This is a genomic window from Shewanella sp. LC6 (assembly GCF_006385735.2).
Taxonomy (GTDB): domain Bacteria; phylum Pseudomonadota; class Gammaproteobacteria; order Enterobacterales; family Shewanellaceae; genus Shewanella; species Shewanella xiamenensis.
In genome coordinates this window covers 4,792,954-4,808,938 of record NZ_CP043902.1, presented here as the reverse complement: position 1 = coordinate 4,808,938, position 15,985 = coordinate 4,792,954, and the positions used below count along the sequence as shown (strand labels likewise).

General features: G+C 47.0%; 16 protein-coding genes. 9 read left to right on the top strand and 7 right to left on the bottom strand.

Annotated elements, in window-relative coordinates; genetic code table 11:
* Position 1 precedes the first annotated feature (1 nt).
* Positions 2-688: a 4Fe-4S dicluster domain-containing protein gene (locus FJD32_RS21460; RefSeq protein WP_047537960.1), complete on the top strand. Its 687-nt coding sequence runs from the start codon at positions 2-4 to the stop codon at positions 686-688.
* On the top strand, positions 685-1,626 hold the full coding sequence (nrfD, locus tag FJD32_RS21455) for a cytochrome c nitrite reductase subunit NrfD (RefSeq protein WP_047537963.1): 942 nt from the start codon (positions 685-687) through the stop codon (positions 1,624-1,626). The genes FJD32_RS21460 and nrfD overlap by 4 nt, the downstream gene beginning before the upstream one ends.
* Positions 1,627-1,894: 268 nt before the next feature.
* Here the strand turns inward: nrfD and FJD32_RS21450 are convergent, their stop codons facing one another.
* Positions 1,895-2,326 carry an Lrp/AsnC family transcriptional regulator gene (locus FJD32_RS21450; protein ID WP_088586321.1) on the bottom strand — a complete coding sequence of 144 codons (432 nt, stop codon included), beginning with the start codon at positions 2,324-2,326 and terminating at the stop codon, positions 1,895-1,897.
* A gap of 211 nt (positions 2,327-2,537) precedes the next feature.
* Here FJD32_RS21450 and yjeH point away from each other — a divergent pair, with 211 nt between their 5' ends.
* Entirely contained in the window at positions 2,538-3,806 is a 1,269-nt protein-coding gene (gene yjeH, locus FJD32_RS21445) for an L-methionine/branched-chain amino acid transporter (protein WP_099457253.1), read from the top strand.
* 65 nt (positions 3,807-3,871) lie between these two features.
* Here the strand turns inward: yjeH and FJD32_RS21440 are convergent, their stop codons facing one another.
* Complete coding sequence (locus tag FJD32_RS21440) at positions 3,872-4,483, bottom strand: energy transducer TonB (protein WP_099457254.1); 612 nt, start codon at positions 4,481-4,483, stop codon at positions 3,872-3,874.
* A gap of 317 nt (positions 4,484-4,800) precedes the next feature.
* Between FJD32_RS21440 and FJD32_RS21435 the strand changes: the two genes are divergently transcribed.
* Complete coding sequence (locus FJD32_RS21435) at positions 4,801-5,625, top strand: HDOD domain-containing protein (RefSeq protein ID WP_037423586.1); 825 nt, start codon at positions 4,801-4,803, stop codon at positions 5,623-5,625.
* Between the two features lie 89 nt (positions 5,626-5,714).
* Here FJD32_RS21435 and FJD32_RS21430 read toward each other — a convergent pair whose 3' ends face one another.
* Both FJD32_RS21430 and FJD32_RS21425 read right to left on the bottom strand, forming a co-directional pair.
* Positions 5,715-6,173 (bottom strand): TerB family tellurite resistance protein, encoded by a 459-nt coding sequence (locus tag FJD32_RS21430; protein ID WP_140907493.1) that lies wholly within the window; start codon positions 6,171-6,173, stop codon positions 5,715-5,717.
* Positions 6,174-6,267: 94 nt separating this feature from the next.
* On the bottom strand, positions 6,268-6,795 hold the full coding sequence (locus tag FJD32_RS21425) for a DUF2780 domain-containing protein (RefSeq protein WP_140907492.1): 528 nt from the start codon (positions 6,793-6,795) through the stop codon (positions 6,268-6,270).
* 190 nt (positions 6,796-6,985) lie between these two features.
* Here FJD32_RS21425 and FJD32_RS21420 point away from each other — a divergent pair, with 190 nt between their 5' ends.
* The gene (locus tag FJD32_RS21420; protein ID WP_037423577.1) at positions 6,986-7,693 is read left to right on the top strand and encodes a hypothetical protein; all 708 of its coding nucleotides are present in this window, start codon (positions 6,986-6,988) and stop codon (positions 7,691-7,693) included.
* Between the two features lie 36 nt (positions 7,694-7,729).
* Entirely contained in the window at positions 7,730-9,205 is a 1,476-nt protein-coding gene (locus FJD32_RS21415; protein WP_140907491.1) for a DUF4145 domain-containing protein, read from the top strand.
* Here FJD32_RS21415 and FJD32_RS21410 read toward each other — a convergent pair.
* Positions 9,187-9,537: a hypothetical protein gene (locus FJD32_RS21410; protein ID WP_055647303.1), complete on the bottom strand. Its 351-nt coding sequence runs from the start codon at positions 9,535-9,537 to the stop codon at positions 9,187-9,189. The genes FJD32_RS21415 and FJD32_RS21410 overlap by 19 nt on opposite strands.
* 443 nt (positions 9,538-9,980) lie before the next feature.
* Between FJD32_RS21410 and FJD32_RS21405 the strand changes: the two genes are divergently transcribed.
* Positions 9,981-11,852 (top strand): methyl-accepting chemotaxis protein, encoded by a 1,872-nt coding sequence (locus FJD32_RS21405; RefSeq protein ID WP_055647304.1) that lies wholly within the window; start codon positions 9,981-9,983, stop codon positions 11,850-11,852.
* A 62-nt stretch (positions 11,853-11,914) separates the two neighbouring features.
* Here the strand turns inward: FJD32_RS21405 and FJD32_RS21400 are convergent, their stop codons facing one another.
* Complete coding sequence (locus FJD32_RS21400) at positions 11,915-12,880, bottom strand: LysR family transcriptional regulator (RefSeq protein WP_140907490.1); 966 nt, start codon at positions 12,878-12,880, stop codon at positions 11,915-11,917.
* A gap of 115 nt (positions 12,881-12,995) precedes the next feature.
* Here FJD32_RS21400 and FJD32_RS21395 point away from each other — a divergent pair, with 115 nt between their 5' ends.
* Complete coding sequence (locus FJD32_RS21395) at positions 12,996-14,204, top strand: multidrug effflux MFS transporter (protein WP_037423563.1); 1,209 nt, start codon at positions 12,996-12,998, stop codon at positions 14,202-14,204.
* 72 nt (positions 14,205-14,276) lie between these two features.
* On the opposite strand, the gene FJD32_RS21390 is transcribed toward FJD32_RS21395, so the two are convergent.
* Positions 14,277-15,113 carry a putative porin gene (locus tag FJD32_RS21390; RefSeq protein WP_099457259.1) on the bottom strand — a complete coding sequence of 279 codons (837 nt, stop codon included), beginning with the start codon at positions 15,111-15,113 and terminating at the stop codon, positions 14,277-14,279.
* Positions 15,114-15,312: 199 nt separating this feature from the next.
* On the opposite strand from FJD32_RS21390, the gene FJD32_RS21385 reads away from it, so the two are divergent.
* Positions 15,313-15,906, top strand: a complete 594-nt coding sequence (locus tag FJD32_RS21385; protein WP_099458482.1) for a tRNA-uridine aminocarboxypropyltransferase — start codon at positions 15,313-15,315, stop codon at positions 15,904-15,906.
* Positions 15,907-15,985: the final 79 nt, after the last annotated feature.

Here is a 15,985-nt window from a genome sequence, read left to right as displayed (position 1 = left end):
TATGGAAAATTCAAAAAGAAGATTTCTCAAAGGAGCATGCGCCTTATTGGCAGGGGCATCGGGTAGCACATTACTGGCTACTGTGAATGCCTCAAATGAGGCTAAAGCCGAACCTAGTGTGAAATACGCACTGATCCACGATGAAACTAAGTGTATTGGCTGTCGAGCTTGCGAAGTTGCCTGCCGTGAAACCAACCAAGTGCCCGAGGGTGTTGCCCGATTAAAAATAGAGCAAACTGGACCCTATGGGGAATATCCGAACCAGTTTTATCACTTCAGTCGTAAGTCTTGCCAGCATTGTGAAGACGCGCCCTGCGTCAATGTTTGCCCGACGGGTGCCGCCTTTATCGATAAAGAGACTGGCATTGTGGCGGTAGATGCTTGGAAGTGTGTGGGTTGCCAATATTGCATTGCAGCCTGCCCATACAAAATTCGTTTTATTAATCCTGTTACCCACGCTGCGGACAAATGCGATTTTTGCCGTGAGACAAACCTCGCCCAAGGTAAACAACCTGCCTGCGTCGCGGCCTGCCCGACTAAGGCATTGGTCTTTGGCAACTTAAAAGATCCCACTTCTCAGGTGGTACAAGTGCTAAAGGCTAACCCAACCCAAAGGGCTAAGGTCGACCTCGGCACTCGGCCAAAACTGTTCCGCATTGTGGCTAAATCAGGGGAGGTGGCAATATGAGCGCCCTACATTTTGATACGCTAGTGTGGCATTGGCCAATTGCAATTTACCTGTTTTTAGCGGGGGCATCTGCTGGCGCCATGTTCTTTGCGGTGTTACTCAAGCATTTTGTGTTGAAACATAATGCCTACCAGTCTGGCTTTGTGCAGGCGGCCTGTATTGTGGCGCCCGTGGCGGTGATGGCGGGTTTGGGCATCTTGGTATTGGACTTAACTAAGCCCTTCGATTTTTGGAAGATATTAGTCTTCTACAATCCTAAGTCTGTGATGTCGATGGGTGTGTTGATCCTGCTCATCTACCAAGTCTTTATGTTTATGTGGATTGGTTTGTTATTCCGTAAACCTATTGATGCATGGTGTGAGAGTCGCTTTCCCATAGTGCTGAAGTTGACAGCTTGGCTTAGCCGCTTCGAGGCCACGATTACCGGTTTATTGGTGATCTTTTCCCTCGCGCTGGGGGCTTATACTGGCTTTTTACTCTCGGCTTTACCCGGCTATCCGATGTTGAAAAACCCCGTATTGCCACTGCTGTTTTTGGCTTCGGGACTCTCATCCGGTGCGGCATTTTCTCTGCTGGGTGGGGTGTTGCTTAATGCTAATCCTAACGCCAAGGAAGTTCACTTTATCCATAAGGTTGAAATCCCATTGATTTTGGTGGAGATAGTGCTGATTTTTACCTTCTTTATGGGCTTAGTGTTGTCAGGCGGTCAAAGCAAATTTGCGGCTTTCAATGCGATAGGTTATGGCTTCTGGGGATGGGTTTTCTGGATTGGCATTGTTGGGATCGGATTATCGGGCCCCTTGGCAATGAACCTGTTTATGACGGCCACGTCAAAGCGTAAGTGGGCCTATGTAGCAGGCACCGCATGCTTAAGTCTGATTGGTGTGCTACTGCTGCGTAACTTTATTCTCTACACGGGGCAAATGACGGTCGTTTGATTGAGCATGGTTGGCTCAATGTTATAGATAAGAAGGAATTACGGTGAATGGCGAAGCGGTGTCTAAGGAAGCACCGTGAGCTAACTCCCTTTAATAACGCTGGCTGAAGTGATTAAAGGTGCGTTGTCTTGTCGCGATTTGCTGTCACAGGGAGGTTATTGGGAAGGGAAGCCATATTTGATATTTAGGTATTGTTTGCCCTGCCTCCACAAGGGCCTCGCCACCTTTATTCCTTAGGGGTGGCGTTTCTTGTTTGGGGCACGCAAGATTACTCGCCAGTATTATTAATCCACTCGCTCATCACCACATGGGTTTTAATCTTGATGATATCTGTGTGAGTATCGATATATTCGCGGATTTCATGAAGACGGCGCATTGATGGGGCATGGACATACACCAGTAAATCCATATCACCGGAAATACCACGGCAGGTAATTACTTCGGGGATTGCATGGAACACGTGTACCACATCGGCGCAGCGGGGACATTTATGTTGGATTTCGAAGTAGGCCGACACTCCCTCTTTTTGCGATTCGCTCAGCAATACCTGATAGCCACGGATCACGCCAGTTAGCTCTAGTTTTTTTATCCGCTCGGCAACCGCGCTACGGGAAAGATTGACCTGCTCTGCAATACTGGAAACACTTTGGCGAGCATCTTGGCGCAAACAATCGATGATGGCGGTATCAAACTTATCCAACGTGGACTCCGATAAAAATGGGTATAACAAGTGAGGCGGCCTAAAAGTACAACTCAGTATAAGGCCTTGAGTTACACCGTCATTTTGCCTGAAATAGTGCTTTTTACCGTCATTGTGCTGGCGTTTACCACTAAGAACACCGAAATTGACGGCAGATTGCGGCGTAAAATCTCACTATACTGACGGCTTCAAAACCATTGAATGTTAACAGATGAACTCACATAGCGGAACTATAGGACGTTGGCAAGGTGCAGGCTTGATGGCCACCACTTTGCTGGGCACTGGGGTGTTTATTCTCCCGCAAATGACAATCGACAAGGCCCATGCTGGTGCGCTTATCGCTTGGTCACTCCTCACCTTAGCCATTATTCCAGTGGCGCTGATTTTTGGGCGGCTGGCGAGTGTCTTTCCCCATGCTGCGGGTCCCGCTTATTTTGTGGAAAAGGCTTTTGGGCGTACCGCAGGCCGTACTATCGGACTCATTTTTTTGTTGGTCGTGCCGATGGGCGCGCCTGCTGCGATTTTGATGACTTTCCAGTTTGTTAATGCACTCATTCCCCTCGATGGCTGGCCCAAGGTGGGCGCTGAGGTGTTCGTTATTTTTGGCTTGTTCCTGCTCAATCTTCGTGGCATTCAAGTGTCGGCCAAATTGCAATTCGGCTTAACCCTTTGTATTGTCGCCATTGTGGTGGTGCTCTTTGGCGCAAGCAGTCTTCAGCCTGGGCATTTAACCTCACTTGCCAGCTATGGCTCACCAGAAATCTCTACCATGATGATTGCCGCAGGTATCGCTTTTTGGAGCTTTTTAGGGATAGAAGCCATGACTCATCTTGCCGATGATTTTCGTCGCCCACAGCAGGATATGATCCCTGCAATGATGATGGGCACTGTGCTGGTAGGCATTATTTATGTGGCCTGCACACTGATTTTACTGTTAGTGCCAACTGACAAAAGCGTGGCGATGATTGGTGTATTCGATGCGCTTTTAGGGGGATACGGTGCGCAAGTAATTGGTGTGTTGGGAATTGCCAGTGGCCTTGCCACAGTAAACGTCTATGCCGCCAGCGCCGCGCGTCTTGTATGGAGTTTTAGTTGCGAAGGTATTTTACCGCGCTGCTTTGCGGTTAAGAATCGTCATGGTGTGCCGATCCGTGCCTTGGCGGCCTTACTCGGCGTGATGGCGAGTGTGATAGTGTTGACTCACATCACGGGTCAGGAACTCGAACATCTTATTGCCTGGAGTAACGGGGTGTTCGTCGTGATCTACTTAATGGCGATGTTAGCTGCGGCTAAATTATTGCCCCGTAGCAACTTACCTTTAGTGGTATTAGGTTGTGGCTTCTGCTTAGCGTTAGGTATCGCGCTTGGGGCTAGCATGGCCTATGTATTTGCGTTAATCCTATTTGTCGCCCCATTCTTGTGGTGGCAAAAGAGCCATATTAGTCGTAAGCGGGCCTTGGCGGTTAACAAGGTTGCTTAATCCCGATGTCATTCAAATAATTACAGATCAGCACGCAAGGTTTTAAGCGTGCTGATCTGCGAGTCTTAAATCTGTTGATCCAGTTTAAAATCGAGTTGTACTTGTTGATTTAATTGGGGTACGGCTTTGCCCGCATCAAACTTAGGTTTGTATTTCCAGTTTTGCACTGCTGAAAGCGCCGCCTTATCAAACACTCGCTTCGGGTTAGCATCGAGCACGCGCACATTGCTGACGGTACCATCCGCAGTAATATCAAAGCCTACGACCACATAACCTTCCTTGCCATTTTGTGCAGCTTCAATCGGATAGCGAGGAGACACTTGCACCACGGGTAAGGCCTCAGCGGTGATAGTCGATTGGTTAAAGAATGTCGTTTGGGTTGGCATTTCTGGGGTAAAAATCTGGGGGCTAAATTCGACCACTTCAGCACTTTCGCCCGGCGTTGTGACCCGCTCCCTTGTTGGGATGGGTTTTGGCGGTTCGGGTTGGCGACTTTCCTTCGGAGGAATGGGTGTTCGCTCGCTCATCAAAATATTGATTTGCGGCGCATCTGACGTTTGTCCGCTCAATGGCTGTGGATTATGGATAAGTTGCGCCATAAACACGAACAAACCTAAGGTGATCAGTGCGCTAACGATAATAATCCCGGTGCGATTAACAAGTGCATTTTGGCCCATAGTGCTTCCTTACAATTGATGAACAATATTTAATCTATAACATCCATTGCTTATTATTTGAAATATTTATTTACAAATAAGGTTAAGTATTGAGCAAGTCTAATCTCTTTACCTATAACGCAAAGCGTGAATTGCTGTGATTTTTGCTGTGTTGCAGAGGCATTCTTATGATTGGCGGGCTGAATTTTCACTAAGATTGCGATTGCTGAATACTGACTGAAAAGCTGCACATTCAACTCATAAGTGTTCATAAGCTTAAGAGCGAGGCGAGATTTTGTGTTCTATATTTTGATCATTCATCTAGAAGGAGAATAAATATGGATTCTGCTGCGCTACTGAGTCGAGTTGATGAGTTGCCCCGTTTACCTAAAGCAATCAGTGAACTGCTTGATGTCGTTAACGACGACAACGCTACAGTAAAAAATATTGCGACTAAGGTGTCCCATGATCCCCTGATCAGTGCCAAGGTACTCAGATTAGCTAACTGCGCCTATTACGGCCACAGTCGCGAGGTGGGCAGTATTGATGAAGCCGTAGTACGCCTTGGAATGCAAACCTTGCGTACCTTAGTATTAGCATCTGCCGTGATGGGGGCGGTGCCTAAATGCAATGGTGTTGATTTAGCGCAGTTTTGGGGACAAACCTTCGAAATTGCACTCTACAATCAAGAGATGGCCAAACGGTGCGGCGTTCAGCCCGACGAGGCTTTTACCTGCGGCATCCTTCACCGTATTGGTGATTTATTGATTGCGGCAATTTCCCCTGAAGATGCTGAAAAAATTAACGAAGCTGTCGCACAGGGTAAAGATAAGCATGCTTTTGAGCGAGAACTCCTCGGTTATGATTCCCCCGATATTGGTGCTTTGTTGGCTCAAAATTGGAAATTTACCCCTGCATTGGTGCAAGGCATTCTCTACCAAGATCATCCTAAGGATTCGAATCCATTTTCTAAATTGGCAGCTTTGTTGTGTTTATCCCACAAAGTATTAGCGGACTGGGACACTATTGAGGATGACGATAAAACCAGTTGGCTATCGCAGCTTGCGACTAAAAAAGGCTTAAAAATGGAAATGGGTGGGCTTCGGTCTAAGTTAACGGAGCTAAGAGGCGTCGGTTTTGAAATTGGTAAGGCGCTTGCCTAAGCCAGCTGGAACAGGAAACGGCAATCTACAACCTTGATTCAAAAGCATGAATGGCAGTACTGCGATTCATGCTTTTTTATGGCTTGCTTTTAGCGTGCCACTTGGGCTTCGATGGCCTGATTACGCATCTGAATAAGCTCGCTGTGTTTGAGATACAGCAAATCAGCAGTACGGCGAATGATTTGATCTTCGTACTGGGAGAGTTGTCCATCGGCATAGGCTAACTGCCACATGGCTAGTAATAATTGCTGTTTTTGCTCCAAGCTAAATTCGGCATTAATGGTATTGGTAAACTCAAATAATGAGGTGGCATTACCTTGGGCTTTTTTGGCTTCTTCAATTAAATCATTAGCATCCTGCGCCGACATCGATAGGGTTTCTGTCAGAAGCTTAGGTAATAGTGCTCTTTCTTCTGCGGCGAGGGTTTCATCGGCATATACCACTTCGAGCAACATGCTCGCCGCCGCTAATTTTAGCTGGTGGGCTTTCTCCTCTGGGGAGATGGCGTGGGGGTGGGATTGAAGGAATCGTTTCAGCTTCGCAATCATAAAGTGGCACTGCTCTGGCAAGAAGGAATAACTAGATAGAGTGATTTTTTGCGTTAAAGTTCACCCTAAGCATAGGCTTAGGGTGGGGCGACATTTACAGCAGAGTATTTAAACCCTTCATCAGCAGATCTGAGCTGCCTTCGGCGCCATTTGTCTCAAGATAAGACTTGGCAATATTGATCATTGGCATGGCTAATTCTTTAGAAATACCCAGTTTTTCAAAGGCATCTAATACCATTGCACTACCTTGCAGAGAAGATCCAATATTGCCAGCCTTAGACAACAGGCCAGAAACGCCTGAGTTCGCATCAAGTTTAGGTGCTGCGGCTAATAGGCTGTCGGCATTAGGGATACTGGCAGCTAGTTTGGTGTAATCATTCGAACCTAGACTCGATTGTGCTAGGCCTAACAGACTTCCTAAACCGCCTTCGGCTTGGGTTTGGTTCAGTCCGAGTTGCGACATCACGCTGCCAACTAATGCGTTGGATTGGGTGACGCTACCTGTGGTCACTTTCTCTGTTTTTGCTGGTGTTCCTGCAAGGTTATCTAACCAGCTTGCACTGGTGGGAGTGGCTAAAAGTGTGGCGCTAATCAGAATAGAGAGTGTGAAAGTGTGTTTCATAGAGTGGCATCCTTTGACGGTTTGCGCGCAATAAAGTGGACAGTGTAACGGCTTTGAGACTTTTGTTGCAGCCCTTTTCTGTGATTTACGGTTCACTCAGGTGATTTGTGTTGTGCATTGGGGCGGGATTTTGGGTATCCTTAGCGACAATTCACGGTGTTAATTTACTTCAATTATTTTGGAAAGGCGCATGTCACTATCCGCAATTTTGACCGAAGCTTATAACTTTTTCCGTAATCATCTCACTCAGCTTGCCATGCTGACGGTGCCACTGTTATTAGTGCAGGTTGGTATTCAGCTATGGCTTGGCACAGAGATGAGCAAAGTTGATCTGGAAAACCCGCAGTTTGGCGCATCACACATGATCGCTATGATGCTCCTTCTGCTGCTCTTCTCGGTATTGATTGCGGCGTTAACGCTGTTTTTAGAACTGAGATCCCAAGGGCATAACCCATCAGCAGGTATGGTACTGAAGGCCAGTTTACCCTTTGTGCCACCTTTACTCTTAGCTGGCGTATTCTCTGGACTGGCCATTTTAGCGCCAGTGATGCTATTTGCAGCGTTTGGCCCTATGTGGTTAGTGGGACTCGTTATTAGCTTTTATCTGTTTGCTCGCCTAGCCTATGTGAACTTTATGGTGGTAGTTGAGCGTTTAACACCGCTGGAAGCGATTAAAGCAAGCTTTAGCTTTAGTGGCCCGATTGTGTTAAAAACCATTGCGTTATTGATGCTTTACTTACCGCTTTCTGTGGTTGGTAGCCAGCTTTCAGCAGCGGCATCTTTTGGTGGCTTGCCTGTGCAATTGCTCGCGGATACCTTTATGGCGTTTATTGGGTTATTCGTAAACTTGGCATTGTTCCGTTTGTATATGGTGTCTAAAAAGCCAACTGCGGAATAATATCAACTGAGCAAATTCAATTTGAGGTAAGGATTTATGGGGACTGAGGCTGAGTTACTGGATAGTGAATTTATCCAAGGGTTTTCGGCCTCGCTTCTTGATGATTACCTCAATGCTAAAAACTATGTGCAGGATGTGCCTACTCAGTCATTACTGCATATTCGCAGTTTTACCCATAGGCTGACTGACTTGCTAGGGCAGAGTAAAGTGGTGTCCTTTGCTAGCCCCAATCTCTATGATCGTATTGAGCTGTTAAATCAAAAACGGCTGATCGATGTGAAGACCACCAGAGCGTTGCATCGCCTGCGCGCTGATGGTAACCGTGGCGCTCACCCTGAAAAATATCATCTTACCCAAGAGCAGTTACTCGCCTTAGCCCAAAAAGCCATTAAAGATGTACTCGCTTTAGTCGAGCATCTGTATCCGAAGGTGGTTGGCTGCGAGGCGCCTGCATACCGCTTTCAAGCCAGCGATGCGATAACAGTTAAAGATCTCTGTTACCGCGCGGTAATGGAGGATGATTCCAATGCGCAGTATCTTGTGGGGATCTCTTTTAAAACCAAAGCATTAATGCTTAAGGAGCAGGAGCTTGCCCTCGTCGATCAGTACTATGGCACTGAAGACGATAGCCCAGTAGTAAAAGCTGTCGCACAAAAAGCCAGTGATACTTTTGCTAAGGCCGCCTACTGGTTTGCCCTTGCAGCCCCAACCCATATGCAAGCCCTCTATGAGCATGGAGTGAGTTTAATCCATGGCTATCAGGGAGAGGCCGATGCCATTAAAGGCGAGGCTGCGATAGCTATTGCGGCTGAGGCGGGCGTGGTCAATGCGATGGCGCTGCTTGGCTATTTCTACCTAGTGGGCAGTGAGTCATTTAAGCCGGATTTAGCCCAAGCGAAACACTTTTTACAGCTGGCGGCCGAAGGTGAGCAAACCGAAGCCATGGCGAATTTAGGTGTGCTTTACTATCAAACCAAGGATTTACCGCAAGCCTATCATTTTATAAGTAAAGCGGCGCAGGCGGGTTATCCCCATGCCCAATATCATTTGGCCTTAATGCTCGCCAATGGTGATGGTTGTCAGCGAGATCCTATCGCGAGTGAGTATTGGATGGCCGAAGCGGCAGAGCAAGGTCAGCTCGATGCCATGCTTACCCGTGCGCAACATATGCTAAATGATGAAAGTGGCTTGGGTGGCGATGTGAGTCAGGCTGAGCGCTATCTGCGTGAGGTCATTAAATATGGTCACAGTGTGCCTGCCATGATTGAGCTGAGTATGGCATTGGCCGACGGCATTTTGGGGCGCATTGATGTGGTGGGTTCTGCGGCGCTGCTAAATCTAGCGCGCCGTCATGCTAATAGCAAAGAGGCTGAGATCATCGAGCCTCTTTGGCAATCGCTTGTTTTACAAATCGATACTGTAATGAAGATCACTCAAGATCCCGGTGAAATTCATACCCTTAATCGTGCAAAAGACCTACTAAGCGCTGAGGGCTACTCTTCCTCTTTTTGATGTTCAAAGATACGACCTCGGTACTCAGTTGCATGGGGTTCACGCACAACATTCGCGGTTTGATTAAACGCTGACGTTTGGCTAGTCGCCTCGCTCGCTTGTGCCTGCGCTCGGCGCGCTTGCTCACGATTAAACTTACTCAATTGGCGCGCTACATAAATACGACTAAATAGCACTAAGCAGCCTAGAGCAATTGCGCCAAATAAAAGCACAAAAGGTAATAAAAACAGAGATAAACAGATTAGACTGACACTGATTGCCATCGCTAACCAAGCCCGTGCTCCTGAAATGCGTGGCTGAAATGGGCTCTGTTGAAATTGTTGATAAATCATAAGAACTCCTAATCAAAATGGGTGAGGCTTAAGGTGAGTCGCCCAGTATTTGATAACGGGCTTGGTCAAATTGCTATGTTATAGAAGCCTCTTTCCCCAATGTTATGGACGTTCAGTGTGCAATAAATAAACGGATTGGGTCACGTTAATTTGGGTTAATTTACGTTCTTTTACGTCCATGACTTTAGTTTGTTGGTGGCTTGTGGTTGATGTGAACTTTGGGTTGTTATTTGGTATTGCTCAGGTTTTAATTGGTTATCTTTATGTTTTTGCTTAATTATTTATTAATTTGGTGACGAGTGATTCTTTGTTTGCGCTGTAACATGTGCGAAAATTTAGCCGAATTTTTGATTGGTTTTTGCTAACACTGTAAATTTATTACAGTAAGTGCCAGCCAGTCTTACCACTTCTTCCTTCAAAGCTGTAAAACCGTAGATACCAACATGAACTCATACTCGCTTAAACAAAAGATCCTGATTTCGGTCGTGATTGCGCTTTCCCTCGTGATTGGCTTGCTGTCGTGGCAAAGTTATTCCAGTCAAAAGTCATTGTTGTTGCAAAATAGTTTGGAGCAGGTGCAGCGACTGGGTGATCAACAGGCTGAGCGCATTCAAGAGTGGTTAGCTGGGCGTCAGGATATCGTAGGGGCGTTAGCCGTTAAAGTTGAAGGTGACAGTTTAAATGCATTACAGCAGGCGCAAGCTTCGGGGCGATTCCAACTCACTTACTACGGTACACAAGCGGGGCAGATGCTGGACTCCGATCCAAGCATAGACCGTACGGGTTACGATCCGAGAGCGCGCCCTTGGTATAAACAAGCGATAAATGAGCGCGGTCTTATTCTCACCAAACCTTATGTTGACGTAGCTTACAATGTGTTAGTGGTCACTATGGCGCAGGCGGTTTCACAAGGTGTGGTTGGGGGCGACCTGTCGATTGCGAGTTTGGTTGAAAGTGTCAATCGCATGACCTTACCAGCCAATGGTCATGCAATCATGCTGCACAAAGATGGCACTGTCATCGCTTACAAAGATGCCTCTAAGGCGATGAAACCCGTTAGCGATATTGACAACGACCTTAATCATAATTTACCCCAGCAGAGCCGTCAGTCCAGCACATGGCTGCCAATGTATTTCGAAAACGAAGGCCGCGATAAGTTAGTTTGGGGTGTCGATATTCCCAATACCGATTGGGAATTAGTGATAGTACTGGACAAAGAGACGCTTGAGGCGCCATTAACCAATTTACTGCTGACCCAATTGGGGCTGTCGGCCGTAATGCTATTACTGAGCGTATTGGCAATTTCTTGGTTAGTGAATCTATTGCTAGGTCCGCTTGGACGTGTATCGCAGGCGCTAGCGCGTATTGCCGATGGTAATGGCGATTTAACCCAACGTATTGAGGTTGATACGCAAGATGAAGTGGGCGTACTGGCCGACAGCTTTAATCGATTTGTCGGCAGTCAGCATCAGCTCATCAGCCATATTCGTCAGTTGGCAAGTGAACTGGATGCGGACGCAGAGCGTAGCCTCAAAACTAACCATATTGCCGTGGCCGAATTACAGCGCCAGCAACAAGAAGTTGCCATGGTCGCGACCGCAGTAACCGAAATGGCAAGTGCTACTAATGAAATTGCCGCGAATGCGGAAAATACCGCTACAGCTGCGCAGCAATCAGCAGCGAGCAGCTTCCAAGGGAAAGAGTTAGTTAATAAGACCCGTAGTTCGATTAATTCTTTAGCGGATGAAGTCACTCAAGCAACTGAGGTCATTGAAGATTTAAGTCGTCACGCTCAGTCGATTTCTAGCATTTTAGCGACAATTCAAGGGATTGCTGAGCAGACTAACCTGTTAGCCCTCAATGCGGCGATTGAGGCTGCCCGTGCGGGTGAGCAGGGCCGTGGCTTTGCGGTGGTGGCCGATGAAGTGCGGGTGTTATCGCGCCGAACACAAGATTCGACCCAAGAAGTACATGCGACCATTGAAACTCTGCAACGTACAACGGCGAAGGCGGTGAGTTTGATGGAAAGCAGTCAAGTGTTAGCGGGTCATAGTGTTGAAGATGCTAATGCCGCAGCGAAGGCACTGGAGGAGATTACTCAAGCCGTACATGTGATTTCGGATATGGCAGGCCAAATTGCGACCGCAGCTGAAGAGCAAACCCAAGTAACGGGTGAAATCACTCAAAATACGGTGGCCATTAAGGATGTGACCGACGAAATTACCGAAGCAGCGAAGTCGGATCTGACCCAAGCTCAGGCATTAAAGGCGCGTGCTAATGATCTTAATGCGCAGGTCGCGACGTTTATTCTGTAAGTTTGCTTGAATAAAACAGCCCAGAATACGTCAGTGTTCTGGGCTGTTTATTGGTCACTCAATTAACCCTTCGGCAGCATCAGCTTTTCGACACTTTGGCAGATAGTGTCGCGCATCCATTTATGGCCTTGATCTTCATCATTACGTTGATGCCACAGTAACACATAGGCCATTGGCATAAACTCAAAGGGTAAAGGCAACAGCTTTAATGGATAGAGTTTACAGGCATGTAGGGCAAAGCTAGAAGGTAAGGTAAAAATCAAATCACTGTGGGCGCAAACACTCGCCGCGCCATAAAAATCTGGTACTGTGGTGCTAATTTTGCGCCTGTGCCCTAGGTCTGCCAGAAAATAATCCAGCGCCCACCAATCACTCCCTTCACAGCGCACTTGCACATGCGCCATCTCTAAGTACAAGGATAAATCCCATTGGGGCGAGGTGAGAGCGGCCATCAAGGGATGAGCTTGGCGCACCAAACATACCTGTCTATCGGTAAACAGGGTTTGGCAGGCAATGCCTTCTGGCAGTCGGTCAGTGTGTGAATCTGAGAGTGGGTGTAGATCCCGTCCTGAAATCCCAAAGTCAATTTGCCCTTGCTGCAAGTCATGCATAGATTTTTCGGTCCAGACATAGGAATCGAGCTTGATATTGGGCGCACTATTTAATAGTGGACCTATAAAATAGGGGATCAAGGTTTCGTAGGCACTTTCGACCATGGCAAAGGAAAACTGCCGATTACTGCTGGCTGGAGTAAACGTCGGTGGCTGAGTCAGTTGATATAAGTCCTGCAGAATATTCGGCAGCTTTTGTCCAATATTGAGCGCATGTGCTGTGGGTTTTAGGCCATGGGCAGTACGTTGGAATAGGGGATCATCTAACGTTTCTCGCAGGCGATTCAAGCTCTTGCTCAATGCCGACTGGCTAATGTGTAATCGGCTCGCTGCGCGGGTGACACTTTGCTCTTCGAGCAAAACCTTCAATATCACCAGTAGGTTGAGGTCGATTCTGGCTAAGTTGTCGAGATTCATAGATATTCCTCAAAGGAAATTCACTTTGGAAATTATACCATTTCTGTTCATACCTTGAGTTATTTAAACTACCGCCCACTGAAATACCTTTTACTGTTAAACCGAGATACATGTTATGCGGCGCAATCTGTTACCTATTTTGATGTCTTTGGTGCTACTCAGCCCATTGGCAATTGATATTTACTTACCTTCTATGCCCACCATGGCGGCAGAGTTCGCCGTATCTGCCAGCGAAGTGCAGTCGACACTGGTATTATTTTTATTTGCTATGGGCGTTGGGCAGATATTGATTGGCCCATTAGCAGACCGTTATGGTCGTCGCCCTGTGGCACTCTTTGGCGTGTTGTTATATGGCGCCAGCAGTTTGCTTGCGGCCGCCGCGATTGAATTCCATTGGTTACAAATTGCCCGGGTATTACAAGGTTTGGCTGCCTGTTCGACCTCCATTGTGGTCTTTAGTGCAGTGCGCGATTGTTACTCACCAAAAGAAGGCGCCAAGATTTACAGTTACTTAAATGGGGCTATTTGCGTGATCCCTGCTCTGGCGCCAACCTTAGGGGGTCTATTGGCCATGCAGTTTGGCTGGCGATCAACCTTTGTATTTATGACCTTGTACGCGATTTTGATGATGCTATTGGTGGGCTACCGTTTACCGGAAACTCGCCCAGCCAATACCGTGAGTACTGGACCTTTGTACCGTTGGAGCCGTTATAAACCCGTACTGAGCAATACCCATTTCCTGTTCTATGCCTTTGCTTGTATGTCAGCTATGGCGGCGATTTTAAGTTATGTGTCCTACTCACCCGTGTGGCTTATTGGCCATTTAGGGGTATCCGAGCTGGCCTTTAGTGGGTTATTTGGATTGAATGCATTGGTCAATATTGCCGCTTGTTTTGTTGCGCCAGTAGTGATCCGTAAATTAGGTAATCGTCCCACCGCGATCTTCGCATTAGCACTGCTGGTGCTCTCGGCGATATTAATTGTCACAGCGCAAGCCTTTGGCCCGAGTGTAGGAATGGCTGCTGCTTTTGCCTTTATGTTGCCTATGATGTTGTTGTGTATTGGTTTTGCATTCTTGTTAGGCCCAGCAACCAGTATGGCGCTTTCTGCCTTTGGCGAGCGAGCGGGAACGGCAACGGCAATGTTAGGTTTTATCCAAATGAGTGGCGCATCAGTGATCGCAGGCCTAGTTCAGCAAACAAGCCTGACTGCACCCTATGCGGTGGCGTTAGTGATGGGATTTTTCTCTATCGGCTTACTGTCAATGATGGCGTTAAGCCGATTCGACCACTGGCACCAAGAGCAATTAGCCGCAGAGCATTAATACGCCCTAAACGGCTAATTAAAGAAACACCCTTTGCCCGTAGCTTATTTGACCATAGCTACGGGCATTTTTTTAGAAGCGACCGTTAATTCCCAAGCTTAAACTAACGCCATCTTCATCGGGCTCGAAGGATTTTGAGGCGCGGGCGATGGCACTAAATGAATCGCTAATACGCCAATGATATGTTGTGTTGATACCGTAAGGGTCGGTTTCTTCTTGGACGCTATAATTGGCGCCTACAGACCAAGATCGTGTGAGATACCAATCTGCTGACAACATAAGCGCTGTGGTTTCATCGCTGTCCCTGACATCGCCGTTAGGGGTATTCTTTACCGTGAACTCCGATTGGCCAAAATAGAGTTGTGCGGTTAAATCTACGCCTGCGGTGCTTTGTAATGGAAGAAAACTTCGAACACCGAGGCTCAAGGTATCAAGGTCTGCACTCGCTCTGTCATCAAAGCCAATATCATAGTCTTTGTCGCTCTTGGTATAACCCAAGTAAACGCTTGAAGTTGAATTGAAGTAATAACCTACTGAGACACCATAAGTATCACTGTCAAATAAGTCTGTGCCTAGATTTTGGTAATTCGCACCTACAAACCATTTGGAGGTAAACACGTATTGGCCGTTCATTCCATAAGCATCTAAGTCGCCCTCAAAACCAGCATATTTGGCACCAATATTAGATGTTTGCGCTAAAAATCCGCTAAGTGCATAGGGAGTCGTCTCTTGGCTCACCGCGGTAAAGTAATAGCGGTAACCCGCATTCCAAGTACCCTCACTGAATTCTTCCGTTGAGCTAACGTAATCTAAGCTTGCATCGTGCTGATAAATATTATCTGTTGCGGCGAAGGTTGTTGAGCTGGCAAGAGCAAATAGAAGGGCGAGGTTAAGTCTTTTAATAAGCATTGCATTTCCTTTTGTTATGCTGACTGAGAGCGGTTTCCGGCAGTAGTGGAGACTTTTATCAGTCGTTGCGTCCTGTTAGCGGAAGATACACTTTGTTAATTTATTGTCAATAATGCTTTAGATTCAACCAGTAAACTGGATGTGATTCTTGATAATTCAAGCTGCTATACTGCTAGAAATTGTTTATCGAGAACTCGCTTTGAGCCGCCACTATTGCCCTACTTGCTGTTATCCAATCAATGCGTGCTTATGCTCCCATGTACAGCAGATAAAACCGCAGACGCAGTTGTTGGTATTACAGCACCCCGCTGAAGTCGAACATAAAAAGAATAGTGTTAGGGTGTTAAGCCTAGTGATACCCAATACTCAAGTGTATGTGGGTGAGTCTGAAGCGGATTTTGCCTCGCTGCGAGAGCAATTAAGCCGATGTCAGTGCCCTGTTTATCTTGTATATCCCTCAGAGCGGAGCGCGAGTGTTGAAAGTCAGTCTATATGCGCTGATTGTGTGTTGCTATTAATCGATGGAACCTGGCGAAAAGCCTTTAAAATCTTGCAATTAAATCCATGGTTAACACAATTTCCGGCAGTGCATTTGGCCGAAGGCTATACGTCAAGATACAAGATCCGCAAATCAAGCCGCAGCGATAGTCTCTCAACCTTAGAGGCGTGTGCTTACATGTTAAAAGCGCTTGATGAGGGTTTAGATGTGAACCCGTTATTGGTCGCCTTTGATGCTATGGTTGCGATGCGATTGCAGTCGATGCCCGCAGAGGTGAGGTTGCGCTATGATTAATTTCACTTTTTAGAATTGCGACAAGTGATTTTCATTTTTTGCATTTTTGAGACTCTGTACGAATTAAAATAGTTAAAAT